This is a genomic window from Citrobacter farmeri, from assembly GCF_019048065.1.
Taxonomy (GTDB): domain Bacteria; phylum Pseudomonadota; class Gammaproteobacteria; order Enterobacterales; family Enterobacteriaceae; genus Citrobacter_A; species Citrobacter_A farmeri.
The window spans coordinates 1,316,953-1,340,149 of the sequence record NZ_CP077291.1; the positions used below are offsets into that span (position 1 = coordinate 1,316,953).

Consider the following 23,197-nt stretch of genomic DNA (forward strand, 5'->3'; position numbering starts at 1 on the left):
TAATGTAAATTATCATGCCTGATTACAGCGTTTGTCAGCTTCCCGCACGCGCACGTCCGGTTTTGTGCGAATTTATGTCAGATGGCTCGCGTCCTCTTCTGGCTCCGTCGAGCGAAAGCTAATGCTCACTAACGTCCCGCCGCCGGAAGGCTGCGAGAAACTTAACGTACCGCCAAGACGTTCCGCACGCTCGCGCATAATATTCAGGCCATAATGCCCTGCCGGTTCGCTAGGTTCGCCGATACCCACTCCGTTATCACGGATATACACCGTGTGATCACCATCCGGGGCGGTCACACAGCTGACGGCAATCTCGCTGGCATTGGCGTGCTTCATCGCGTTGAGCACGGCTTCACGGATAATCTGCAACAAATGGACCTGCATCTGCGCATCGAGCGCCAGCGTCGGCAGCCGGCAGTCCAGTGTGAGTTTAGCAGTGGTCTGCCCCTGCAGCGTTTCGAGCATCTCATGCAATGCAGAAGGTAAATCGGCCTGCTGTAACGTCAGGCGGAAGGTGGTTAGCAGTTCACGCAACTGACGATAGGCATCGTTCAGCGCCCGCGAGAAGTCGTCCATGATAGCCTGCGCCGGGGCGTTATCCTCCGGAATAGCGCGTTTGAGCAGCGTCGACTGAATGCGCAGATACGAGAGCACCTGCGCCAGCGAATCATGTAATTCGCGGGCAATGGTGGCGCGTTCCTCCATAAGTAACAGTTGCTGGAAGTGTTTCTGCGCGTGATTGAAGTACAGACCGCGTCCGAGCATTGTCGACACGCTGTTTAACAGCGGGATCGCGCTGGCAACATGCTGGCTCTGCCAGTGCAGTTCGCCATAGACCGTCTCCTGCATGGTCACCGGCAGGATTTGCATAGGCAGATCGGCCTGCTTTTCGCCCTCACTGATGCGCCAGTTTTCACCGACGGTAAGTTCAAGGAATTGTGCCGCTTCGTTATCACGGACAATCTGCAAAATATGGCGGAAGCAGTGCACATCAATCTGACTGGTATTCAGCGCCTGAGAGCACTGGTACAGCACTTCCAGACGACGTTTGGCTTCATGGAGATCGTGGGTTTTTTCTTCGACCTTCGCTTCCAGCGAGCGATACAACTTGTGCAGTTCGCTCGACATTTGATTAAAGGTTTTTGCCAGCAGCCCCAGTTCATTGGGAAGGTGTGTATCCAGCGGTGGTGAGTCAAACTGACCGTGTTCAATGCGCTGGCTCGCCATGACTAACTGATTCAGCGGGCGTACAACCTGATGACGAATACGTCGCAGGGTGAAGAAGACGAGGGTAAAGATCCCGAAGCCACCGGCCAGCGAGATCCCCACCACCAGCATCACTTTGCGTTCGGCATAGTGCTGTAATGCCAGCACGAAGAGATCGATCTTATCGACGTAGGCGTTAATGTTGTCCTGATACCACTGCAGGTCGCCATCAACCAGGCGGCGGTTCATTTCCAGCCAGTTGGCATGTAACTGTGCGTAGCGGCCTTTCACTGCCTGAGGCACATACCAGGCATTCAGATTGTCTAATGCCGATGAGTTTAAAGCTTGCTGAAACAACTGGCGATGGGCGTTTAATTGCGGGCTCTGGCTTTGCAGATCGTACCCCAGACGATAGCTCTGCATGCGTAATGAACCCGCCACGTTAATAGCCTCGGCATCCCGCAGGCTGCTTGCCAGCGTCAGTAACGCAACGCCGGTCGAGAGAATCGAGAGCAGGACAATGTAAAAAAAGGCCCGGGCCAGACTGGCCGAGACGGGGCGTTTGACGATCACACGCGTAATTTCCTTTAAAAGTGCTTACGGTAAAAATCTCTCGCAGATCTGAAACGTAATTTCACTCTGGCTGAAATAAATTGATCTGCCACAGGTTCTGTAGAAATAGTTGTGCTTCCTGGGCAAATGAACATTGCCGACGTGTGGTCAGTCGGTTAATAACAACACTTATATAAAGAATAAGGTTTTTACAACCAAAAAAGAAGGTCGCCATGAACCGTTTTATTATGGCCAACAGCCAACAGTGCCTGGGATGCCATGCCTGTGAAGTGGCTTGCGTTTTGGCCCACAATGAAGAGCAACACGTCCTTAGCCAACGTCACTACCAGCCGCGGATCACTGTCATTAAGCATCAGCATCAGCGAAGTGCGGTGACCTGCCACCATTGCGAAGATGCCCCTTGCGCCCGCAGTTGTCCGAACGGGGCGATAAGCCACATCAACGACAGCGTGCAGGTCAATCAACAGCGGTGTATCGGCTGTAAATCCTGCGTCGTGGCCTGTCCGTTTGGCACCATGCAGATAGTCCTGACGCCTGTCGCGAAAGACCAGGTTAAAGCGACGGCGCATAAATGCGACCTCTGTCAGGGGCGGGAAAATGGACCGGCGTGTGTGGAGAACTGTCCTGCTGACGCGCTGCAACTGGTGACAGAAGGGGCGTTAACCCGACTGGCAAAAGCGCGACGTTTACGTACCGCCCGACAGGAGAATCAGCCCTGGCATGCGGATGTGACGGCGTCGGCCTCCCACGGGATGAGCAAGATTGAGCAAATGCGCGCGACGCCTGCACGCGGTGAGCCGGATAAACTGGCTATCGACGCACGAAAAGCCAGCTTTGACGAAATCTATCTGCCGTTTCGTACGGCTCAGGCAGAACAGGAGGCTTCACGCTGCCTGAAGTGCGGTGAGCACAGCATTTGCGAATGGACCTGCCCGCTTCATAACCACATCCCTCAGTGGATTGAACTGGTGAAAGCCGGGAACATTGATGCGGCGGTGGAGTTGTCTCACCAGACGAACTGCCTGCCGGAAATTACCGGGCGCGTCTGTCCACAGGACCGGCTGTGCGAAGGTGCCTGTACGGTGCGTGACGAACATGGCGCGGTGACGATCGGTAACATTGAACGTTACATCTCCGACCGCGCGCTGGGTAAAGGCTGGCGGCCGGATCTGAGCCATGTCCAGAAGGTCGACAAGCGCGTGGCAATTATTGGCGCCGGTCCGGCAGGACTTGCCTGCGCCGACGTGCTGACGCGTCACGGCGTCAGCGCTACCGTTTTTGACCGCCACCCGGAAATCGGCGGGCTGCTGACCTTTGGCATCCCGGCCTTCAAACTGGATAAATCACTGCTGGCGCGCCGTCGGGAAATCTTCAGCGCAATGGGGATCCATTTTGAGCTGAACTGCGAAGTGGGCAGGGACGTGAAAATGGAGGCGCTGCTGGAAGATTACGACGCCGTATTTGTCGGCGTCGGAACCTATCGTTCGATGAAAGCCGACCTGCCCAACGAAGATGCGCCGGGCGTGTACGACGCGCTGCCGTTCCTGATCGCCAATACCAAACAGGTGATGGGGCTGGACGAACATCCCGAAGAACCGTACATCGACACCGCCGGACTCAACGTGGTGGTATTGGGCGGGGGTGACACGGCGATGGACTGTGTCCGTACCGCGCTGCGTCATGGTGCAAGCCAGGCCACCTGCGCCTACCGCCGCGATGAAGCCAACATGCCGGGGTCAAAGAAAGAGGTCAAAAACGCGCGTGAGGAAGGGGCTAACTTTGAGTTCAACGTGCAGCCAGTCGATCTGGAACTGAGCGCGGAAGGTCGCGTCTGCGGTATCCGTTTCCTGCGCACGCAACTGGGCGAACCCGATGCCCAGGGACGCCGCCGTCCGGTGCCGATCGCAGGCAGCGAGTTTGTGATGCCGGCAGACGCTGTGATTATGGCGTTTGGTTTCCATCCACACGGGATGCCGTGGCTGGAGACCCATGGTGTGCAGGTGGATAGCTGGGGACGCATCGCGGCGAATGTCGAGAGCGCGTACCGTTACCAGACCAGTAATCCGAAGATCTTTGCCGGTGGCGATGCCGTTCGCGGTGCCGATCTGGTGGTCACCGCAATGGCGGAAGGACGCCATGCCGCGCAGGGGATCATCGACTGGCTGGGCGTTAATTCGGTTAAATCTCACTAACCAAATCCGGCTTCGCGGCGTAGTATGATTTCTCTTCTTACGCTGTGGAGCCGGTATGTCGCAAAAAATCACCCTCGTTAAAGACAAAATCCTATCTGATAACTATTTCATTCTGCGCAATATTACCTACGATCTGACCCGCGCGAACGGCGAAATTATCCGCCACAAACGAGAAGTGTACGATCGCGGTAATGGGGCAACGATCCTGCTGTACAACGCAGAGAAAAAGACCGTGGTGTTGATTCGTCAGTTCCGCGTGGCGACATGGGTAAATGGCAACGAAAGCGGGCAGTTGATTGAGACCTGCGCCGGATTACTGGACAACGATGAACCGGAAGCCTGCATTCGCAAAGAGGCCATTGAAGAGACGGGCTATGAAGTGGGTGAGGTGCGCAAACTCTTTGAGCTGTACATGTCTCCCGGCGGCGTGACGGAACTGATTCACTTTTTTATCGCCGAATACAGCGAAAGTCAGCGCGCTAATGCTGGCGGCGGCGTCGAAGATGAAGATATCGCCGTGCTGGAATTGCCGTTTACCCAGGCGCTGGAAATGATTAAAACCGGTGAGATACGAGACGGTAAGACCGTGTTATTGCTCAACTATTTGCAATCCTCGCATTTAATGGATTGATAAATAAGGGTTATATTTCTTTACGAATTATTGAATCTATCCGACAAATCCGATTGAGCATGGTCAACAGCACAACGAAGATACGACCTGTGTTGTTCGTTTGACTTCTGGGGTTATTACCGTCCATGCGCTATCGCGTTATTTTCCTTTTCCTGCTCGGTCTGATTCCGGTCCGGTTGCTGTGGGCCGCTCCCGCGCAACAGGCCTTTTCTGACTGGCAGGTGACCTGTAATAACCAGAATTTCTGCGTAGCGCGTAATACCGGTGAACACGGTGGGCTGGTGATGACCCTGAGCCGCAGCGCCGGCGCGCATACCGATGCTGTTTTGCGCCTCGACCTGGGGGGATTGACCGCGCCAGCCAATGAAGCGGACATTGCGCCACGACTGCTGCTGGACGGTAGACCGCTGGCGCTGAGCGCAGACCACTGGCGAATAACGCCGTGGCACCTGATGACAGATGATACAGCGACCATTGCAGAATTTCTGATGACGATTCAGGACGGGAAAGCGATCACCCTGCAAAAGGGCAATCAGACACTTTCGCTGGCCGGGCTGAAAGCGGCGCTCCTGTTTATCGACGCGCAGCAAAAGCGGGTGGGCAGTGAAACGGCGTGGATTGAAAAAGGTGACGATCCGCCGCTCAGCGTTCCGCCAGCCCCTGCGCTGAAAGGCGTGGCCGTTGTTAACCCGACGCCAACACCGCTCTCTCTCGACGAACGCAACGACCTTCTCGATTACGGTAACTGGCGAATGAACAGCATTCAGTGTTCACTCGATCCTTCACGCCGCGAAGTGCGGGTGACCGCCCTTACTGATGACAAAGCCTTGCTGATGATTGCCTGCGAAGCCGGGGCGTATAACACGATCGATCTGGCGTGGATCGTGTCGCGTAAAAAACCGTTGGCCTCACACGCTGTGCGGCTGCGTTTACCGTTCAACAGCGGCGCGGAAAGCAATGACATGGAGTTGATGAATGCCGTGTTTGATGAGAAGTCGCGCGAACTGGTCACCCTGGCAAAGGGGCGGGGACTAACGGACTGCGGCATCCAGACGCGCTGGCGTTTTGACGGCCAGCGTTTTCGTCTGGTGCGTTATGCCGAAGAGCCGAGTTGTGATGGCTGGCATGGGCCAGATGCCTGGCCCACCTTATGGATCACGCGTTAATTTTCTGTCGGATGGCGACTGCGTCTTATCCGACCTACGAAAAGCGATCTGTAGGCCGGATAAGACGCGTTAGCGTCGTCATCCGGCGTTGCATACATCAGGCGTTCAAAACCTTGTGTGCTTTCTCGACAATGTTCTCAACCGTAAAGCCGAAGTAAGGGAACAACTTCTCTGCCGGTGCAGATTCACCGTAACCGGTCATTCCGACAATCGCCCCTTTTAACCCCACATATTTGTACCAGTAATCGGCAATACCCGCTTCGACCGCGACGCGTGCGCTGACGTTCGACGGCAGAACCGACTCGCGGTATGCCTCGTCCTGGGCATCGAAAATATCCGTTGAGGGCAGGGAAACCACGCGGACATTACGCCCTTCACCGGTGAGTTTCTCCGCCGCCAGCAGGGTAATCTCCATTTCTGACCCGGTGGCGATCAGGATGATATCCGGCTTACCGCCGCCATCTTTCAGTACATACCCGCCGCGAGCGATCTCTTTCACCTGTTCCGGCGTGCGTTCAACCTGTGCCAGGTTCTGTCGTGACAGGATCAGCGCCGTTGGGCCATCATGGCGCTCGACTGCCAGCTTCCAGCCTACTGCCGCTTCAACCTGATCGCACGGTCGCCAGGTGCTGAAATTGGGCGTCAGACGCAGGCTAGCCAACTGTTCCACCGCCTGGTGCGTTGGGCCATCTTCCCCCAGACCGATGGAGTCATGGGTATACACCATAATTTGCCGCGCCTTCATCAGCGCCGCCATGCGCGCCGCATTACGCGCATATTCAACGAACATCAGGAAGGTGGCGGTATAGGGTACGAATCCGCCGTGATGGGCGATGCCATTGGCGATGGCGGTCATGCCAAATTCACGCACGCCATAGTGAATGTAATTGCCTGCAAGATCTTCTTTCAGTGAGGTCGAACCTTTCCAGATCGTCAGGTTGCTCGGCGCAAGATCCGCCGAACCGCCTAACAGTTCTGGCAGGAGCGGACCGTAGACGTTTAGGGCATTTTGCGATGCCTTGCGGGTGGCGATTTTGGCAGGATTGGCCTGAAGCTCATTGATATATTTCTGCGTGGTCTTTTCCCACGCTTCTGGCAAACCGCCCGTCATGCGGCGCGTGAACTCGGCGGCCAGCGCCGGATGCGCTTTCTGGTAAGCGGCGAACTTTTCATTCCAGTGTTGCTGGGCTTTCTCGCCTTTTTCACGGGCGTCCCAGGCGCGATAAATCTCTTTCGGGATCTCAAACGCCGGATGGTGCCAGCCCAGTTTTTGCCGCGTCAGCGCCACTTCTTCTTCACCCAGCGCTGCACCGTGGGATTCCTCTTTTCCCGCTTTGTTCGGCGAGCCAAAGCCGATCACTGTCCGGCAGATAATCAGCGAGGGTTTGTCCTTCACGCTCTGTGCTTCCTGAATCGCTTTTTTCACTGCTTCCGGGTCATGACCATCGATTTCGTGGACGACATGCCAGTGGTAGGCCTCAAAGCGTTTGGCCGTGTCATCGGTAAACCAGCCGTCGGTTTCACCATCAATGGAGATACCGTTGTGATCGTAAAAGCCGATTAGCTTGCCGAGTCCCAGCGTTCCCGCCAGCGAGCATACCTCATGCGAGATGCCTTCCATCAGGCAGCCGTCACCCATAAACACATACGTGAAATGATCGACAATCTCATGCTCCGGCTGGTTGAACTGCGCCGCCAGAGTGCGCTCGGCAATAGCTAAACCGACGGCGTTGGCCAACCCCTGACCCAGCGGTCCGGTTGTGGTTTCCACGCCTGGCGTATAGCCGATCTCCGGGTGCCCCGGCGTTCTGGAATGCAACTGGCGGAAGTTTTTCAGCTCTTCAATCGGCAGATCGTAACCTGTCAGGTGCAGCAAGCTATAGAGCAGCATTGAGGCATGACCGTTAGAGAGAATAAAACGGTCACGATCGTACCAGTGCGGATCGGTTGGGTTGTGGCGGAGAAAATCGTTCCACAGAACTTCGGCGATATCCGCCATTCCCATCGGCGCGCCGGGGTGGCCGGAATTGGCTTTCTGAACAGCGTCCATACTGAGCGCACGAATGGCATTAGCAAGGTCTTTACGGGACATAGAACACTCCGTGGCAAGATTTAGAGTTTGGCAGCAAGCAGGTCTTCCAGTTTGCGTTGGTCAACGGCGAACAGACGGATACCGTCAGAGAGTTTTTCGACCGCCATCGCATCCTGGTTATGCTCCCAGCGGAATTCAGCTTCGCTCATGGGCGCGGGGCGATGGAAGGTTTGTGAAGACGGCACCAGCTTGCGCACAACCGGTTCTTCTTTTTCCTGCAGTTCTTTCAGGAGGTTGGGGGCAATCGTCAGGCGATCGCAGCCGGCGAGCGCGAGGATCTGTTCAGTGCGGCGGAAACTGGCACCCATGACAATCGTGTCATAACGATGCTGTTTGAAGTAATCGTAGATATTGCGTACTGACTTCACCCCCGGATCTTCCTCAACAACGTACGGATCCATGGGGCTGCGTGCCTGATACCAGTCATAAATACGCCCGACAAACGGGGAGATCAAAAAGACGCCCGCTTCGGCGCAGGCGCGCGCCTGGGCAAAGGAAAACAGTAGCGTCAGGTTGCAGTTAATGCCCTCTTTTTCCAGCGCTTCTGCCGCGCGAATGCCTTCCCATGTGGAGGCCAGTTTAATCAGTATGCGGGATTTATCGATTCCCTGCTGCTGGTACAACTCCACCAGGTGGCGGGCTTTTTCAATGCTCTTTTGTTGATCGAAGGAGAGGCGGGCATCCACTTCGGTCGACACGCGTCCCGGAATGCTTTTAAGAATTTCCGCACCAAAATTCACCGCCAGCTTGTCACAGGCTTCGGCAACCTGCTGTTCCTGGGTTTTTCCCTGTTTCTTCCCCCACTGGAGAGCATCGTCAATCAGATGGGCGTAATGCGCCAGTCCGGCAGCCTTCAGCAGCAGAGAGGGATTCGTGGTGGCATCCTGGGGTTGGTAATGACGAATAGACTCAATATCGCCGCTGTCGGCCACAACAGTGGTGAATTGTTTGATGCCGTCTAACTGATTCATAGGAAATACTCCTTGAAAAGTAACGTGTTAGGTGAGTGCTTAAAATCACACTTCTGAGAGATTCATGAGGTGCACCACAAAAAAGCATAGCAGACAGGCATGGTAATGCTGGCTGAAGGAGGTAACATGGTTGTTATGAGTTGATTACGAAATCTTTATTCAAGTCGTGATAGTTTGGGGATCTTCAAAGTTTGCGTCCCGCAGTGCGGTGATAATGTGCGACGCACCTGACTGCGCGTGACTTTTTTGAACGATACGTGAAAGGAACAACAAGATGGATGACCAGTTAAAGCAAAGCGCCCTTGATTTCCACGAATTCCCGGTACCGGGTAAAATCCAGGTTTCCCCGACTAAGCCCCTTGCCACGCAGCGCGATCTGGCGCTGGCCTACTCGCCAGGCGTCGCCGCACCTTGTCTTGAAATCGAAAAAGACCCGCTGGCTGCGTATAAATACACCGCACGTGGCAACCTGGTTGCCGTTATCTCTAACGGGACGGCGGTGCTGGGCTTAGGCAATATTGGCGCGCTGGCCGGTAAACCGGTCATGGAAGGCAAAGGCGTTCTGTTTAAGAAATTCGCCGGTATTGATGTGTTCGATATTGAAGTCGACGAACTCGACCCGGATAAATTTATTAACGTCGTCGCCGCGCTGGAGCCGACGTTCGGCGGGATCAATCTGGAAGACATCAAAGCGCCAGAGTGTTTCTACATCGAGCAGAAACTGCGCGAACGTATGAATATTCCGGTGTTCCATGACGATCAGCACGGCACTGCAATCATCAGTACCGCCGCCATTCTTAACGGCCTGCGGGTGGTAGAAAAAAATATCTCCGACGTGCGGATGGTGGTATCCGGCGCAGGTGCGGCGGCGATCGCCTGTATGAACCTGCTGGTGGCGTTGGGGATGCAGAAGCACAACATCGTGGTTTGCGACTCCAAAGGCGTTATCTACAAAGGCCGCGAGCCGAACATGGCAGAAACCAAAGCGGCCTACGCGGTTGAAGATGACGGCAAACGGACGCTGGATGACGTCATCGACGGTGCGGACATTTTCCTCGGCTGTTCAGGCCCGAAAGTGCTGACCCAGGAGATGGTCAAGAAGATGGCTCGCGCGCCGATGATTCTGGCGCTGGCTAACCCGGAACCGGAAATCCTGCCGCCGCTGGCAAAAGAGGTGCGTCCGGACGCCATCATCTGTACGGGGCGTTCCGACTACCCGAACCAGGTTAACAACGTTCTGTGCTTCCCGTTCATCTTCCGCGGCGCGCTGGACGTTGGTGCTACGGCGATCAACGAAGAGATGAAGCTGGCTGCGGTCCATGCGATTGCCGAGCTGGCGCATGCCGAGCAGAGCGAAGTGGTGGCCTCGGCCTATGGCGACCAGGATCTGAGCTTTGGCCCGGAATACATCATTCCAAAACCGTTCGACCCGCGTCTGATCGTCAAAATCGCGCCGGCAGTTGCCAAAGCGGCAATGGATTCTGGTGTGGCGATGCGCCCGATTGCTGACTTCGATGCTTACATCGACAAGCTGACTGAATTTGTCTACAAAACCAACCTGTTCATGAAGCCGATCTTCTCGCAGGCGCGTAAAGCGCCGAAACGTGTCGTGTTGCCGGAAGGGGAGGAGGCGCGCGTCCTGCACGCCACGCAGGAACTGATCACGCTGGGTCTGGCGAAACCGATCCTGATTGGTCGCCCGAGCGTAATCGAAATGCGCATTCAGAAACTGGGACTGCAGATCAAAGCGGGCGTCGATTTTGAGATAGTCAATAATGAATCCGATCCGCGCTTTAAAGAGTACTGGAGTGAGTACTACCAGATCATGAAGCGTCGCGGCGTTACCCAGGAGCAGGCGCAGCGTGCGGTGATCGCCAACACCACGGTGATTGGCGCGATCATGGTACAGCGCGGGGAAGCGGATGCGATGATCTGTGGCACCATTGGCGATTACCATGAGCACTTCAGCGTGGTGAAAGAGGTGTTTGGCTACCGTGAAGGCGTCCATACTGCCGGGGCGATGAACGCCTTACTGTTGCCGAGTGGCAACACCTTTATTGCCGATACCTACGTTAATGACGATCCTGAGCCGGAAGAACTGGCAGAAATCGCCGTGATGGCGGCGGAAACCGTGCGTCGCTTTGGTATCGAACCGAAAGTCGCGCTGCTATCGCACTCTAACTTTGGTTCATCTGACTGCCCGTCTGCCGGTAAAATGCGTGCCGCGCTGGAGATTATCAAAGCACGTGCACCTGACCTGATGATTGATGGCGAAATGCATGGCGATGCCGCGCTGGTGGAAAGCATTCGTAACGATCGGATGCCAGATAGCCCGCTGAAAGGCTCGGCCAATATTCTGGTGATGCCAAATATGGAAGCCGCGCGTATTAGTTATAATTTACTGCGCGTCTCCAGTTCTGAAGGTGTTACGGTTGGCCCCGTTCTGATGGGGGTGGCGAAACCGGTTCATGTATTAACGCCGATCGCTTCGGTGCGTCGAATCGTTAATATGGTGGCGCTGGCGGTCGTTGAGGCGCAAACACAACCGCTGTAATCCGTTGTCATGATGATGTAACACTCGCTCTTACCCTGACTGGTTCAGGGTAAGAGTATTATTTTTTATGATTATCCGCGTTATTATCAGCCTGGTCGCCTGTCGTGCGGCTGTATTATTCTCTTCTCATCGACACGAAAATAATCACGATTATTAAATCGCTTGTGCTTGTTTACTGAAATCGAAATAATATTCCATCTCAGACAATGTGGCTGTTAAAAATGTCTTTAAAATCAATGGTAAGACAACTTTTTTATCGTCTTTATGATTATCAGTCTGTTTATATTGATAATTCAAATATAAAGCTCGCGGTTATTCATATACCCGATCAAATCGGGGACGCGATGTCAGTTTTTCCTGTAATACGTGCACTGGAAGCGGGTGACGTAAAACATTTGCTAATTGTATCATCGACTATTAATCAATCGATATTTGAGACACTTTCTTTACGTCAAACAAAATTGACCGTAATAAGTATGTCCATGCAAGACAATGCTACGTTTAATGAAATAAAAACAGTCGCCAGAAAGATAAGAAAAGAGTACGGAACCCCCGATATATGCATCGAAGCCATGCGGCGAAAGAACCTGAAAACAATGCTTTTCATCAATAGATTAAGGGCCAGAACGAATCTTCAGGTGGCGGGGTTAACCATGAAGTGTTATTCCCCGGTCTGCAAAACAGCCTCAAGAATGGATCAGATCTTTCGGGCACCCGTGCCGATGACCTGGGCAATTTTGATGAGAGACGCGGGGTTTCCGCTCGTCAGGGCTGTTTTTGAATTCCCTCTCAGCGAAGCGGTGTTAACGGAGGTTCGCAGCGATATCTCGACATTGGGACGATATATTGCCCTGAATTTAGAAGGCAGCGCGAAACAGCGCACGTTTTCACTTCCGGTTGCCGAAAAGCTTATCGCGATAATCAAAAAAGAGATCGATCTCCCGATTGTCATTGTCCACGGCCCGAAAGGGGTCGACAGTTCGGTTTCGTTAACGCAATCCTGCGATGGCGTGCATCGACTGTCATTGCCGCCATCCATAATGCGTTCCGCTGCGGTCATCAACGGTGCGTTTTTGGTCATCACACCGGATACCTCCATTTTACATATGGCAAGTGCGTACAATATTCCTGCGATTGCGGTTTATGCCGACTATAAAACGCGTTGGCCAGCGATGCAGGATATTTCAGAAACAATAGCGGTGGGTAAAGATATAGACCATATCAATCTGGATGAATTCAGAGCGGCGATAAAACGCGTCATTACGCGGATTCAGAGCTCCCCGTCCTGAGGGACCATTTTTAATGACACCTGTCGGCCATTGTGGCCGTCTGGCGGACGTAATATAACGATATCGGTAAACAAAATCCATAATTTGCCCGGCACGACTCCTCTCTGAGAATATTTCTGTTTGATTGAAAAATCCTGTGTTTTCGCCTTTATGTCGCATCTTTCACTTTTCCTGAGCGTATTCAATGTCGTTTGTGATAAGTCTTATTTTTTTTATTTCCCCATTCTTAGTGATCCACCTCACCTTTTAAATCTCTTTGCCGAATTTTGTTATTTACCCTGACAAAAAATTGCCACGATAAGCCCAGTCTTAACACAGGCGGTGAGCAATGGATAAAGAACGCATTATTCAGGAATTTGTGCCGGGCAAACAGGTCACGCTGGCGCATCTCATTGCGCATCCTGGTGAAGAACTGGCGAAAAAGATCGGCGTTCCCGAAGCTGGCGCCATTGGCATTATGACCCTGACGCCGGGAGAAACCGCGATGATAGCCGGCGATCTGGCGATGAAGGCTGCCGATGTACACATCGGTTTTCTCGACAGGTTCAGCGGCGCGCTGGTGATTTACGGTTCGGTCGGTGCGGTAGAAGAGGCCTTATTGCAAACGGTCAGTGGGCTGGGACGTTTATTAAATTTTACGCTCTGCGACCTGACGAAAAGCTAATTTTGAGGTGCTTATGAAACGTATTGCGTTTGTTGGCACTGTCGGCGCGGGAAAAACAACGCTTTTTAATGCGTTACAGGGGAATTATACCCTCGCCAGAAAAACCCAGGCCGTGGAATTTAATGAACATGGCGATATCGATACGCCAGGGGAATATTTCAGCCATCCCCGCTGGTATCACGCCTTAATTACCACGCTGCAGGACGTTGATACGTTGATTTATGTCCATGCAGCCAATGACAAAGAAAGTCGCTTACCTGCCGGGCTGTTAGATATCGGTGCCAGTAAACGACACATCGCCGTGATCAGCAAAACGGATATGCCAGATGCTGACGTGACCGCGACGCGGGAATTATTGCGCGGGATTGGGTTTCAGGAGCCGATTTTCGAACTCAACAGCCATGACCCGCAAAGCGTGCAGCACCTGGTGGATTATCTGACTGAGCTAAGCCAAAAGGAGGAAGGGGCAGGTGAAAAAACTTATCACAGCTAACGATATACGTGCGGCGCACGCACGGGGCGAGCAGGAAATGTCGGTGGTGCTGCGCGCCAGCATCATCACCCCGGAAGCTCGTGAAGTCGCGGAGCTACTGGGCGTCACGATTGTGGAGTGTGAGGGCTCCGCCCCGACGGCAACGGCTTGCGCGGACGAGACCAAATCTGAAACTCAGCGCATTCGTGAAACCATCATCGCGCAACTGCCGGAAGGGCAGTTTACCGAAAGTCTGGTCTCGCAGTTGATGGACAAAGTGCTGAAGGAAAAACAGTCGCTGGAGCAGGGCGGGATGCAACCGGGTTTTCATTCGGTGACCGGCAAAGGTGGCATCAAAGTGATCGACGGCAGCAGCGTTAAGTTCGGCCGTTTTGACGGTGCGCAACCGCACTGCGTAGGTCTGACCGATCTCGTCACCGAACAGGATGGCAGCAGCATGGCCGCCGGGTTCATGCAGTGGGATAACGCATTCTTCCCGTGGACGCTGAACTACGACGAAATCGACATGGTGCTCGACGGTGAGCTGCATGTGCGCCATGAAGGCGAAACGATGATCGCCAAAGCCGGGGACGTCATGTTTATCCCGAAAGGCTCGAGCATTGAATTTGGCACGCCGACGACCGTGCGCTTCCTGTACGTTGCGTGGCCTGCGAACTGGCAATCGGTATGAAAGATTTCATCACCGAAGCATGGCTCAGAGCGAATCATACGCTCAGCGAAGGAGCAGAAATCCATCTCCCCGCTGATGCTCGCCTGACGCCCTCTGCCCGCGAACTGTTGGAAGGCCGTCATCTGCGCATCAAGTTTCTCGATGAGCAGGGCAGTCTGTTTGTCGACGACGAACAACAGCAGCCGCAACCGGTGCACGGGTTAACCAGCAGCGACTCGCATCCACAGGCCTGTTGTGAACTGTGTCGCCAGCCAGTGGCGAAAAAGCCGGACACGCTGACCCACCTGACCGCGGACAAAATGGTTGCCAAAAGCGACCCGCGTCTGGGCTTTCGCGCCGCGCTGGACAGCACTATCGCGCTGGCGGTGTGGCTGCAAATCGAACTGGCGGAGCCGTGGCAGCCGTGGCTGGCGGACATTCGTTCACGGCTGGGCAACATCATGCGCGCCGATGCCATGGATGAACCGCTGGCGGCACAGTCCATCGTTGGGCTGAACGAAGATGACCTGCACCGTCTTTCCCATCAGCCGTTGCGCTATCTGGATCACGATCATCTGGTACCTGAAGCCAGCCACGGTCGCGAGTCCGCGTTGTTGAACCTGCTGCGTACCAAAGTTCGCGAGACGGAAACGATCGCCGCCCAGGTCTTTATCACCCGTGGATTTGACGTCCTGCGTCCGGATATTTTGCAGGCGCTGAACCGTCTTTCCAGTGCGGTCTACGTGATGATGATTCTGTGTGTCACCAAACACCCACTCACCGTCAGCCAGATTCAACAGCGACTGGGAGGTGAAAAATGATCATTGAACGCGCCCGTGAACGGGCTCAGCAATCCCCGGCACGGGTGGTCTTTCCGGATGCCCTGGACGAACGCGTGCTGAAAGCGGCGCACTACCTGCAACAGCACGGTCTGGCGCACCCCATTCTCGTGGCCAGTCCGTTCGCGCTGCGCCAGTTCGCCCTCACTCATCGGGTCGCGTTGGACGGTATTCAGGTTATCGATCCGCACAGCAATCTGGCGATGCGTGAAGCGTTTGCTCAGCGCTGGCTCGCCCGATCCGGGGAGAAAACGCCGCCGGATGCCCTTGAAAAACTCAATGACCCGCTGATGTTTGCCGCGGCGCTGGTTAGCGCAGGCCAGGCGGATGTCTGTATCGCCGGCAACCTCTCTTCCACGGCCAATGTGCTGCGCGCGGGCTTACGCATTATCGGTCTGCAGCCAGGGTGTAAAACGCTGTCGTCCATTTTCCTGATGCTGCCGCAGTACGTCGGACCAGCGTTAGGGTTTGCTGACTGTAGCGTGGTGCCACAGCCGACGGCGGCGCAACTGGCGGATATCGCGATCGCCAGCGCCGACACCTGGCGCAGTATCACCGGCGAGGAGCCGCGCGTGGCGATGTTGTCGTTCTCCAGTCAGGGCAGCGCGCGTCACCCGTGTGTGGCTAACGTGCAGCAGGCAACGGAGATCGTTCGTGAACGCGCGCCTGGGCTGCTGGTGGATGGCGAACTGCAGTTTGACGCTGCCTTTGTGCCGGAAGTCGCCGCGCAAAAGGCGCCAGCCAGTCCGCTACGGGGCAATTCCAACGTGATGGTTTTTCCGTCACTGGAGGCCGGCAATATTGGCTACAAAATCGCCCAGCGTCTGGGCGGATATCGTGCTGTCGGGCCGCTGATTCAAGGGCTTGCCGCACCGCTTCATGACCTCTCGCGAGGCTGTAGCGTACAGGAAATTATCGAACTGGCGTTGGTGGCAGCCGTGCCGCGCCAGACTGACGTGAGTCGCGAGCGCGACTCACAAACCCTGGTTGTATAAATGGTCCCGTTCTGGACCCCATGAGAGGAAAACATAATGGAAGCTTTAGGAATGATTGAAACCCGGGGCCTGGTTGCACTGATTGAGGCCTCTGATGCGATGGTAAAAGCCGCACGCGTGAAGCTGGTTGGTGTGAAACAGATTGGCGGTGGTCTGGTGACTGCGATGGTTCGTGGCGATGTTGCGGCCTGCAAAGCGGCAACGGATGCCGGTGCCGCCGCCGCGCAACGTATCGGGGAACTGGTCTCCGTGCACGTGATCCCGCGTCCGCATGGCGATCTGGAAGAAGTGTTCCCGATCAGCTTCAAAGGCGACAGCAACATCTAAGCAGGACTGGGGCCGGATGGCGCTGCGCTTATCCGGCCTACAGGATCGCAGCACAACTTAACCCACGGAGGCGGGTATGAAACTGGCAGTCGTCACAGGACAAATTGTTTGTACCGTACGCCATCAGGGACTGGCACACGACAAATTGCTGATGGTGGAGATGATCGATGCCCAGGGAAATCCCGACGGACAGTGCGCCGTCGCCATTGACAGCATCGGGGCGGGAACCGGGGAGTGGGTGCTGCTGGTCAGCGGTAGTTCTGCTCGCCAGGCACATCGCAGTGAAGCGTCTCCGGTCGACCTGTGCGTGATTGGTATTGTCGATGAAGTGGTGGCTGGCGGTCAGGTGATATTCCACAAATAGGACTTAACATCATGAATCAACAGGATATTGAACAGGTGGTGAAAGCGGTACTGCTGAAAATGAAAGACAGCAGTCAGCCAGCGACCACCGTTCATGAAATGGGCGTCTTTGCCTCCCTGGATGATGCGGTGGCGGCAGCAAAAGTCGCTCAGCAGGGGCTGAAGAGCGTGGCGATGCGCCAGCTTGCCATTCACGCCATTCGTGAAGCGGGCGAAAAGCATGCCAAAGAATTAGCGGAACTTGCCGTTGCAGAGACCGGCATGGGACGCGTTGACGATAAATTTGCCAAAAATGTGGCGCAGGCGCGCGGTACGCCGGGCGTGGAGTGTTTATCGCCGCAGGTACTGACCGGTGATAACGGCCTGACGCTGATCGAAAATGCGCCGTGGGGCGTCGTGGCCTCAGTGACGCCATCCACAAACCCGGCGGCGACGGTGATTAACAACGCCATTAGCCTGATTGCTGCGGGCAATAGCGTTGTGTTTGCTCCCCACCCGGCGGCGAAAGGGGTGTCACAACGCGCGATTACACTGCTTAACCAGGCGGTGGTCGCGGCGGGCGGCCCGGAAAACCTGCTGGTGACCGTGGCGAATCCGGATATTGAAACCGCGCAGCGGCTGTTTAAGTACCCAGGCATTGGCCTGCTGGTCGTGACCGGTGGCGAAGCAGTGGTCGACGCCGCACGCAAACACACCAATAAACGTCTGATTGCCGCCGGTGCCGGTAATCCCCCGGTCGTCGTCGATGAGACCGCAGATCTGGCGCGGGCCGCGCAGTCCATCGTCAAAGGTGCCTCCTTCGATAACAACATCATTTGTGCTGATGAGAAGGTGTTGATTGTTGTCGACAGTGTGGCGGATGAGTTGATGCGTCTGATGGAAGGTCAGCAGGCGGTGAGACTGAGTGCGGAGCAGGCCGAACAGCTCCAGCCGGTGCTGCTAAAAAATATCGATGAACGCGGCAAAGGTACTGTCAGCCGTGACTGGGTCGGACGCGATGCGGCGAAAATCGCAGCAGCCATTGGTCTGAAGGTTCCGGAGCAAACCCGACTGCTGTTTGTTGAAACGCCTGCCACGCATCCCTTTGCCGTCACTGAACTGATGATGCCGGTCCTGCCGGTGGTTCGGGTGGCAAATGTCGGCGAGGCTATTGCGCTGGCGGTGCAACTGGAAGGCGGCTGTCACCATACTGCTGCGATGCACTCACGCAACATCGACAACATGAACCAGATGGCAAACGCCATTGATACCAGCATCTTCGTCAAAAACGGACCGTGCATTGCCGGGCTGGGACTGGGCGGTGAAGGCTGGACCACCATGACCATTACCACGCCAACCGGGGAAGGGGTGACCAGTGCGCGCACGTTTGTGCGTCTGCGTCGCTGTGTTTTGGTGGATGCGTTTCGAATTGTATAAGGGATGAATGATGGCGCACGACGAAGAAAATTGGCTCACCCCAAGACTGCAAAAAGCCGCTGACCTGTGTAATCAGGCGCCTGCAATGAGCGACTCTCCACTGTGGCTGGGCGTTGACCTGGGCACCTGTGATGTGGTGTCGATGGTTGTCGACGGCGATGGACAACCGGTTGCGGTGTGTCTTGACTGGGCTGACGTCGTGCGCGACGGCATCGTCTGGGATTTCTTTGGTGCGGTCACCATCGTGCGCCGCCATCTCGATACGCTCGAACAGCAACTCGGCAGTCGCTTTACCCACGCGGCGACCTCGTTCCCACCGGGCACCGACCCGCGCATCTCTATCAACGTGCTGGAGTCTGCCGGGCTGGAGGTCAGTCATGTGCTGGATGAACCGACCGCGGTTGCCGACCTGCTGCAACTGGATAACGCCGGTGTCGTGGATATCGGTGGTGGCACGACCGGCATTGCCATCGTTAAACAGGGCAAGGTGACGTACTCGGCGGATGAAGCGACGGGCGGTCACCATATTTCTCTGACTCTGGCCGGAAATCGCCGTATCGAACTGGAAGATGCCGAGCAGGTCAAGCGCAGCAACGCGCAGGATATCTGGCCGGTGGTGAAACCGGTCTACGAAAAAATGGCGGAGATCGTTGCCCGTCATATCGAAGGACAAGGAATAGCTGATTTATGGCTGGCGGGCGGCTCCTGTATGCAGCCGGGTGTGGAGGCGTTGTTTCGTCAGCGCTTCCCGGCGCTCCAGGTGCATCTGCCCCGGCACAGCCTGTTTATGACACCGCTGGCAATCGCAAACAGCGGGAGAGAGAAAGCGGAGGGAATCTATGCAAGCTGAATTGCAGACGGCGCTCTTTCAGGCATTCGATACCCTGAATCTGCAACGCGTGAAAACGTTCAGCGTACCGCCGGTCACGCTGTGCGGGCTCGGGGCGCTCAGTTCCTGCGGACAAGAAGCGCAATCGCGAGGCTTAAGCCATCTGTTCGTGATGGTCGACAGTTTCCTGCATCAGGCGGGAATGACCGCGTCGTTAGAGCGCAGTCTGGCGATGAAAGGCGTAGCGATGACGGTCTGGCCGTGTCCGATGGGCGAACCATGCATCACTGACGTCTGCGCGGCGGTAGCTCAACTGCGCGAGTCAAAATGCGACGGCGTCGTTGCCTTTGGCGGCGGTTCGGTGCTGGATGCGGCAAAAGCGGTCGCGCTGCTGGTGACCAATCCGAATCAGACGCTGGCGGAGATGACGGAATACAGCGCTTTACGCCCGCGTCTGCCGCTGATTGCTGTGCCGACTACCGCCGGAACGGGATCCGAAACCACCAACGTGACGGTGATTATCGACGCGGCGACGGGACGCAAGCAGGTGCTGGCGCATGCGACGCTGATGCCGGACGTGGCGATCCTCGATGCAGCCCTGACCGAAGGCGTGCCGCCCCATGTGACGGCAATGACCGGGATTGATGCACTGACGCACGCGGTTGAAGCCTGGAGCGCGCTGAACGCGTCACCGTTCACCGACAGCCTGGCGATTGGCGCGATTGCGATGATTGGCAAATCGCTGCCAAAGGCGGTGGGCTACGGTCACGACCTTGCAGCGCGGGAAAGCATGCTACTCGCTTCCTGCATGGCGGGGATGGCGTTTTCCAGCGCCGGACTGGGGCTGTGTCATGCGATGGCGCATCAACCGGGAGCGACATTACATATACCGCACGGCCAGGCAAATGCCATGCTGTTGCCGACGGTGATGGGCTTTAACCGCCTGGTATGTCGAGAGCGCTTCAGCCAGATCGGACGCGCGCTGACCAACAAGAAATCAGACGATCGCGATGCGATCAATGCGGTCAGTGAACTGATTGCTGAAGTGGGCCAGACCAAACGGCTCGCCGACGTCGGCGCAAAACCCGAACACTACAGCGCCTGGGCGCAAGCCGCGCTGGAAGATATTTGTATTCGCAGTAACCCACGCACCGCTACGCAGAGCGAAATTATCGATTTGTACGCGGCGGCACAATAAAAGCATACCAGGACGTAGGCCGGATAAGGCGTTCGCGCCGCCATCCGGCAAAACGCGGCATCATTGCCTGATGGCGCTGCGCTTATCAGGCCTACGAAGACCCTGGCAAATGGAGACAAGGGTATGGGAATTAACGAAATCATCATGTACATCATGATGTTCTTTATGCTGATTGCCGCCGTTGACAGGATCCTGTCACAGTTCGGCGGGTCAGCGCGCTTCCTTGGAAAGTTCGGCAAAAGCATCGAGGGATCCGGCGGTCAGTTCGAAGAAGGATTTATGGCGATGGGCGCACTGGGACTGGCGATGGTCGGTATGACCGCGCTGGCACCGGTGTTAGCCAAACTGCTCGGACCGGTGATTATTCCGCTGTATGAAATGCTTGGCGCGAACCCGTCTATGTTCGCCGGAACGCTGCTGGCCTGTGATATGGGCGGCTTCTTCCTCGCCAAAGAACTGGCGGGTGGCGATGTGGCGGCGTGGCTCTATTCCGGGCTGATTCTGGGGGCAATGATGGGGCCAACCATCGTGTTCTCTATCCCCGTTGCGCTGGGCATTATTGAGCCGTCCGACCGCCGTTATCTGGCGCTTGGCGTGCTGGCCGGTATTGTCACGATCCCTATCGGCTGTATCGCCGGGGGGCTGGTTGCGATGTACTCGGGGGTTGAAATCAACGGGCAGCCTGTCGAGTTCACCTTCGCATTGATCCTGATGAACATGATTCCGGTGATCATCGTCGCCGTGCTGGTGGCGCTGGGGCTGAAATTCATCCCGGAAAAAATGATCAGCGGCTTCCAGATTTTCGCGAAATTCCTCGTCGCGCTGATCACCATTGGCCTCGCGGCGGCAGTCATTAAGTTCCTGTTGGGCTGGGAGCTGATCCCTGGACTTGACCCGATCTTCATGGCGCCTGGCGACACTCCCGGTGAAGTGATGCGCGCCATTGAAGTGATTGGTTCCATCTCCTGCGTGCTGCTCGGGGCGTATCCGATGGTGCTGTTGCTGACCCGCTGGTTTGAGAAGCCGCTGATGCGCGTCGGCAGCCTGCTGAAAATCAACAATATGGCAGCAGGTGGCATGGTGGCGACACTGGCGAACAACATCCCGATGTTCGGCATGATGAAACAAATGGATACCCGCGGCAAAGTGATCAACTGTGCTTTCGCTGTCTCCGCGGCCTTCGCGCTGGGCGACCACTTAGGCTTCGCGGCTGCCAACATGAACGCCATGATCTTCCCAATGATTGTCGGCAAATTGATTGGCGGTGTGACGGCGATTGGCGTAGCCATGATGCTGGTGCCAAAAGATGAAAACGTTCCGGCAGAAACGGAAGTGGAGGCGCAATCGTGAACACCCGCCAGCTACTGAGCGTCGGTATCGATATCGGCACCACGACCACTCAGGTGATCTTCTCGCGCCTGGAACTGGTTAACCGTGCGGCTGTGTCGCAGGTGCCCCGGTACGAATTTATTAAACGCGACATTAGCTGGCAAAGCCCGGTCTTCTTTACTCCTGTCGATAAGCAGGGCGGGTTACGGGAGGACGAACTTAAAGCGCTGATCCTTGCACAGTATCAGGCGGCGGGGATCGCGCCGGAATCGGTCGATTCAGGCGCGATCATCATCACCGGTGAGAGTGCGAAAACCCGCAACGCGCGCCCGGCGGTGATGACGCTCTCCCAGTCGCTCGGCGACTTTGTGGTCGCCAGTGCCGGACCGCATCTGGAATCGGTGATTGCCGGTCATGGTGCCGGGGCGCAAACCTTGTCTGAGCAACGGATGTGCCGGGTACTGAATATTGATATCGGCGGTGGCACCTCGAATTACGCCCTTTTCGATGCCGGAAAGGTGAGCGGCACCGCCTGTCTGAACGTTGGCGGCCGTCTGCTGGAGACCGACGGTCAGGGACGCGTTGTGCATGCCCATCAACCCGGACAGCAGATTGTCGACGAGGTATTCGGCGCCGGTACCGACGCCCGTTCACTGACCGTCTCACAGTTGGGACTGGTCGCGCAGCGGATGGCGAGTCTGATCGTGGAAGTGATCGACGGTACGTTGTCGCCGCTGGCACAAACGCTGATGCAAACCGGGTTACTGCCGGCGGGGGCGAAACCGGAAGTCATCACCCTGTCCGGCGGCGTGGGGGAGTGCTATCGCAACCTTCCTGCCGACCCGTTTTGTTTTTCTGATATTGGGCCGCTGTTAGCGACGGCGCTGCATGAGCATCCGCGTTTGCGCGAGATGAACGTGCAGTTCCCGGCGCAAACCGTGCGCGCCACGGTGATTGGCGCGGGGGCGCACACGCTTTCGCTCTCCGGCAGCACCATCTGGCTGGAAGGGGTTCAACTTCCGCTGCGCAATCTGCCGGTGGCGATCCCGGTGGATGACGCCGATCTGGTGAGCGCGTGGCAACAGGCGCTGATGCAGCTCGATCTGGATCCACAGACTGACGCATACGTACTGGCGCTTCCCGCCTCGTTGCCGGTGCGTTATGCCGCATTACTTACGGTCATCGACGCGCTGCTCGCGTTTATCGCGCGTTATCCGAATCCGCATCCCCTGCTGGTGGTGGCCGAGCAGGACTTTGGTAAAGCGCTGGGCATGCTGTTGCGCCCACAGTTACAGCAACTCCCGCTGGCGGTCATTGACGAAGTGATTGTCCGGGCGGGCGACTATATCGACATTGGTACGCCTTTGTTTGGCGGATCGGTTGTGCCGGTGACGGTGAAATCACTCGCATTTCCTTCCTGA

General features: G+C 56.0%; 20 protein-coding genes. 17 read left to right on the forward strand and 3 right to left on the reverse strand.

What is annotated here, in order from left to right:
* Positions 1-72 precede the first annotated feature (72 nt).
* Positions 73-1,779, reverse strand: coding sequence for a nitrate/nitrite two-component system sensor histidine kinase NarQ (gene narQ, locus I6L53_RS06090; RefSeq protein WP_042317640.1), 1,707 nt, complete (start codon positions 1,777-1,779; stop codon positions 73-75).
* Between the two features lie 212 nt (positions 1,780-1,991).
* Between narQ and aegA the strand changes: the two genes are divergently transcribed.
* From aegA to I6L53_RS06105, 3 genes are all read left to right on the forward strand, one after another.
* Positions 1,992-3,971 carry a formate-dependent uric acid utilization protein AegA gene (aegA, locus tag I6L53_RS06095; RefSeq protein ID WP_042317641.1) on the forward strand — a complete coding sequence of 660 codons (1,980 nt, stop codon included), beginning with the start codon at positions 1,992-1,994 and terminating at the stop codon, positions 3,969-3,971.
* Between the two features lie 55 nt (positions 3,972-4,026).
* On the forward strand, positions 4,027-4,602 hold the full coding sequence (gene nudK, locus I6L53_RS06100) for a GDP-mannose pyrophosphatase NudK (RefSeq protein WP_042317642.1): 576 nt from the start codon (positions 4,027-4,029) through the stop codon (positions 4,600-4,602).
* 125 nt (positions 4,603-4,727) lie between these two features.
* On the forward strand, positions 4,728-5,768 hold the full coding sequence (locus I6L53_RS06105; RefSeq protein WP_042317643.1) for a DUF1176 domain-containing protein: 1,041 nt from the start codon (positions 4,728-4,730) through the stop codon (positions 5,766-5,768).
* Between the two features lie 97 nt (positions 5,769-5,865).
* Here I6L53_RS06105 and tkt read toward each other — a convergent pair whose 3' ends face one another.
* Both tkt and tal read right to left on the reverse strand, forming a co-directional pair.
* On the reverse strand, positions 5,866-7,860 hold the full coding sequence (tkt, locus tag I6L53_RS06110; RefSeq protein ID WP_042317644.1) for a transketolase: 1,995 nt from the start codon (positions 7,858-7,860) through the stop codon (positions 5,866-5,868).
* A 20-nt stretch (positions 7,861-7,880) separates the two neighbouring features.
* Complete coding sequence (tal, locus tag I6L53_RS06115; RefSeq protein WP_042317645.1) at positions 7,881-8,831, reverse strand: transaldolase; 951 nt, start codon at positions 8,829-8,831, stop codon at positions 7,881-7,883.
* Between the two features lie 274 nt (positions 8,832-9,105).
* Here tal and maeB point away from each other — a divergent pair, with 274 nt between their 5' ends.
* The 14 genes from maeB (at position 9,106) to eutA (ending at position 23,197) form a co-directional block, all read left to right on the forward strand.
* Positions 9,106-11,385 (forward strand): NADP-dependent oxaloacetate-decarboxylating malate dehydrogenase, encoded by a 2,280-nt coding sequence (maeB, locus tag I6L53_RS06120; RefSeq protein ID WP_042317646.1) that lies wholly within the window; start codon positions 9,106-9,108, stop codon positions 11,383-11,385.
* Positions 11,386-11,606: 221 nt separating this feature from the next.
* A complete protein-coding gene (locus tag I6L53_RS06125; RefSeq protein ID WP_042317694.1) occupies positions 11,607-12,674 on the forward strand; it encodes a glycosyltransferase family 9 protein in 1,068 nt (355 codons plus the stop codon).
* A 328-nt stretch (positions 12,675-13,002) separates the two neighbouring features.
* Positions 13,003-13,338 (forward strand): ethanolamine utilization microcompartment protein EutS, encoded by a 336-nt coding sequence (eutS, locus tag I6L53_RS06130; protein ID WP_042317647.1) that lies wholly within the window; start codon positions 13,003-13,005, stop codon positions 13,336-13,338.
* Between the two features lie 13 nt (positions 13,339-13,351).
* The gene (gene eutP, locus I6L53_RS06135) at positions 13,352-13,831 is read left to right on the forward strand and encodes an ethanolamine utilization acetate kinase EutP (RefSeq protein ID WP_042317648.1); all 480 of its coding nucleotides are present in this window, start codon (positions 13,352-13,354) and stop codon (positions 13,829-13,831) included.
* Complete coding sequence (eutQ, locus tag I6L53_RS06140; protein ID WP_042317649.1) at positions 13,809-14,501, forward strand: ethanolamine utilization acetate kinase EutQ; 693 nt, start codon at positions 13,809-13,811, stop codon at positions 14,499-14,501. The genes eutP and eutQ overlap by 23 nt, the downstream gene beginning before the upstream one ends.
* Entirely contained in the window at positions 14,498-15,301 is an 804-nt protein-coding gene (gene eutT, locus I6L53_RS06145) for an ethanolamine utilization cob(I)yrinic acid a,c-diamide adenosyltransferase EutT (RefSeq protein ID WP_042317650.1), read from the forward strand. Before eutQ ends, eutT begins: the two co-directional genes overlap by 4 nt.
* On the forward strand, positions 15,298-16,314 hold the full coding sequence (gene pta, locus I6L53_RS06150) for a phosphate acetyltransferase (protein ID WP_042317651.1): 1,017 nt from the start codon (positions 15,298-15,300) through the stop codon (positions 16,312-16,314). Before eutT ends, pta begins: the two co-directional genes overlap by 4 nt.
* 36 nt (positions 16,315-16,350) lie before the next feature.
* The gene (eutM, locus tag I6L53_RS06155; RefSeq protein WP_000387720.1) at positions 16,351-16,641 is read left to right on the forward strand and encodes an ethanolamine utilization microcompartment protein EutM; all 291 of its coding nucleotides are present in this window, start codon (positions 16,351-16,353) and stop codon (positions 16,639-16,641) included.
* Between the two features lie 76 nt (positions 16,642-16,717).
* Positions 16,718-17,005, forward strand: coding sequence for an ethanolamine utilization microcompartment protein EutN (gene eutN / locus I6L53_RS06160; protein WP_042317652.1), 288 nt, complete (start codon positions 16,718-16,720; stop codon positions 17,003-17,005).
* An 11-nt stretch (positions 17,006-17,016) separates the two neighbouring features.
* A complete protein-coding gene (locus I6L53_RS06165) occupies positions 17,017-18,420 on the forward strand; it encodes an aldehyde dehydrogenase family protein (RefSeq protein ID WP_042317653.1) in 1,404 nt (467 codons plus the stop codon).
* A gap of 10 nt (positions 18,421-18,430) precedes the next feature.
* Complete coding sequence (gene eutJ / locus I6L53_RS06170; protein WP_042317654.1) at positions 18,431-19,270, forward strand: ethanolamine utilization protein EutJ; 840 nt, start codon at positions 18,431-18,433, stop codon at positions 19,268-19,270.
* Positions 19,260-20,447, forward strand: coding sequence for an ethanolamine utilization ethanol dehydrogenase EutG (gene eutG, locus I6L53_RS06175; protein WP_042317655.1), 1,188 nt, complete (start codon positions 19,260-19,262; stop codon positions 20,445-20,447). Before eutJ ends, eutG begins: the two co-directional genes overlap by 11 nt.
* A gap of 123 nt (positions 20,448-20,570) precedes the next feature.
* Positions 20,571-21,797, forward strand: coding sequence for an ethanolamine utilization protein EutH (eutH, locus tag I6L53_RS06180; RefSeq protein ID WP_042317656.1), 1,227 nt, complete (start codon positions 20,571-20,573; stop codon positions 21,795-21,797).
* Entirely contained in the window at positions 21,794-23,197 is a 1,404-nt protein-coding gene (gene eutA / locus I6L53_RS06185) for an ethanolamine ammonia-lyase reactivating factor EutA (RefSeq protein ID WP_042317657.1), read from the forward strand. The genes eutH and eutA overlap by 4 nt, the downstream gene beginning before the upstream one ends.

Excerpts from the sequence above, each read along its gene's own strand:
- aegA (WP_042317641.1), top strand. The coding sequence starts at position 1,992 with ATGAACCGTTTTATTATGGCCAACAGCCAACAGTGCCTGGGATGCCAT.
- nudK (WP_042317642.1), top strand. The coding sequence starts at position 4,027 with ATGTCGCAAAAAATCACCCTCGTTAAAGACAAAATCCTATCTGATAAC.
- I6L53_RS06105 (WP_042317643.1), top strand. The coding sequence starts at position 4,728 with ATGCGCTATCGCGTTATTTTCCTTTTCCTGCTCGGTCTGATTCCGGTC.
- tkt (WP_042317644.1), bottom strand. The coding sequence starts at position 7,860 with ATGTCCCGTAAAGACCTTGCTAATGCCATTCGTGCGCTCAGTATGGAC.
- tal (WP_042317645.1), bottom strand. The coding sequence starts at position 8,831 with ATGAATCAGTTAGACGGCATCAAACAATTCACCACTGTTGTGGCCGAC.
- maeB (WP_042317646.1), top strand. The coding sequence starts at position 9,106 with ATGGATGACCAGTTAAAGCAAAGCGCCCTTGATTTCCACGAATTCCCG.
- I6L53_RS06125 (WP_042317694.1), top strand. The coding sequence starts at position 11,607 with ATGTCTTTAAAATCAATGGTAAGACAACTTTTTTATCGTCTTTATGAT.
- eutS (WP_042317647.1), top strand. The coding sequence starts at position 13,003 with ATGGATAAAGAACGCATTATTCAGGAATTTGTGCCGGGCAAACAGGTC.
- eutP (WP_042317648.1), top strand. The coding sequence starts at position 13,352 with ATGAAACGTATTGCGTTTGTTGGCACTGTCGGCGCGGGAAAAACAACG.
- eutT (WP_042317650.1), top strand. The coding sequence starts at position 14,498 with ATGAAAGATTTCATCACCGAAGCATGGCTCAGAGCGAATCATACGCTC.
- pta (WP_042317651.1), top strand. The coding sequence starts at position 15,298 with ATGATCATTGAACGCGCCCGTGAACGGGCTCAGCAATCCCCGGCACGG.
- eutM (WP_000387720.1), top strand. The coding sequence starts at position 16,351 with ATGGAAGCTTTAGGAATGATTGAAACCCGGGGCCTGGTTGCACTGATT.
- eutN (WP_042317652.1), top strand. The coding sequence starts at position 16,718 with ATGAAACTGGCAGTCGTCACAGGACAAATTGTTTGTACCGTACGCCAT.
- I6L53_RS06165 (WP_042317653.1), top strand. The coding sequence starts at position 17,017 with ATGAATCAACAGGATATTGAACAGGTGGTGAAAGCGGTACTGCTGAAA.
- eutJ (WP_042317654.1), top strand. The coding sequence starts at position 18,431 with ATGGCGCACGACGAAGAAAATTGGCTCACCCCAAGACTGCAAAAAGCC.
- eutG (WP_042317655.1), top strand. The coding sequence starts at position 19,260 with ATGCAAGCTGAATTGCAGACGGCGCTCTTTCAGGCATTCGATACCCTG.
- eutH (WP_042317656.1), top strand. The coding sequence starts at position 20,571 with ATGGGAATTAACGAAATCATCATGTACATCATGATGTTCTTTATGCTG.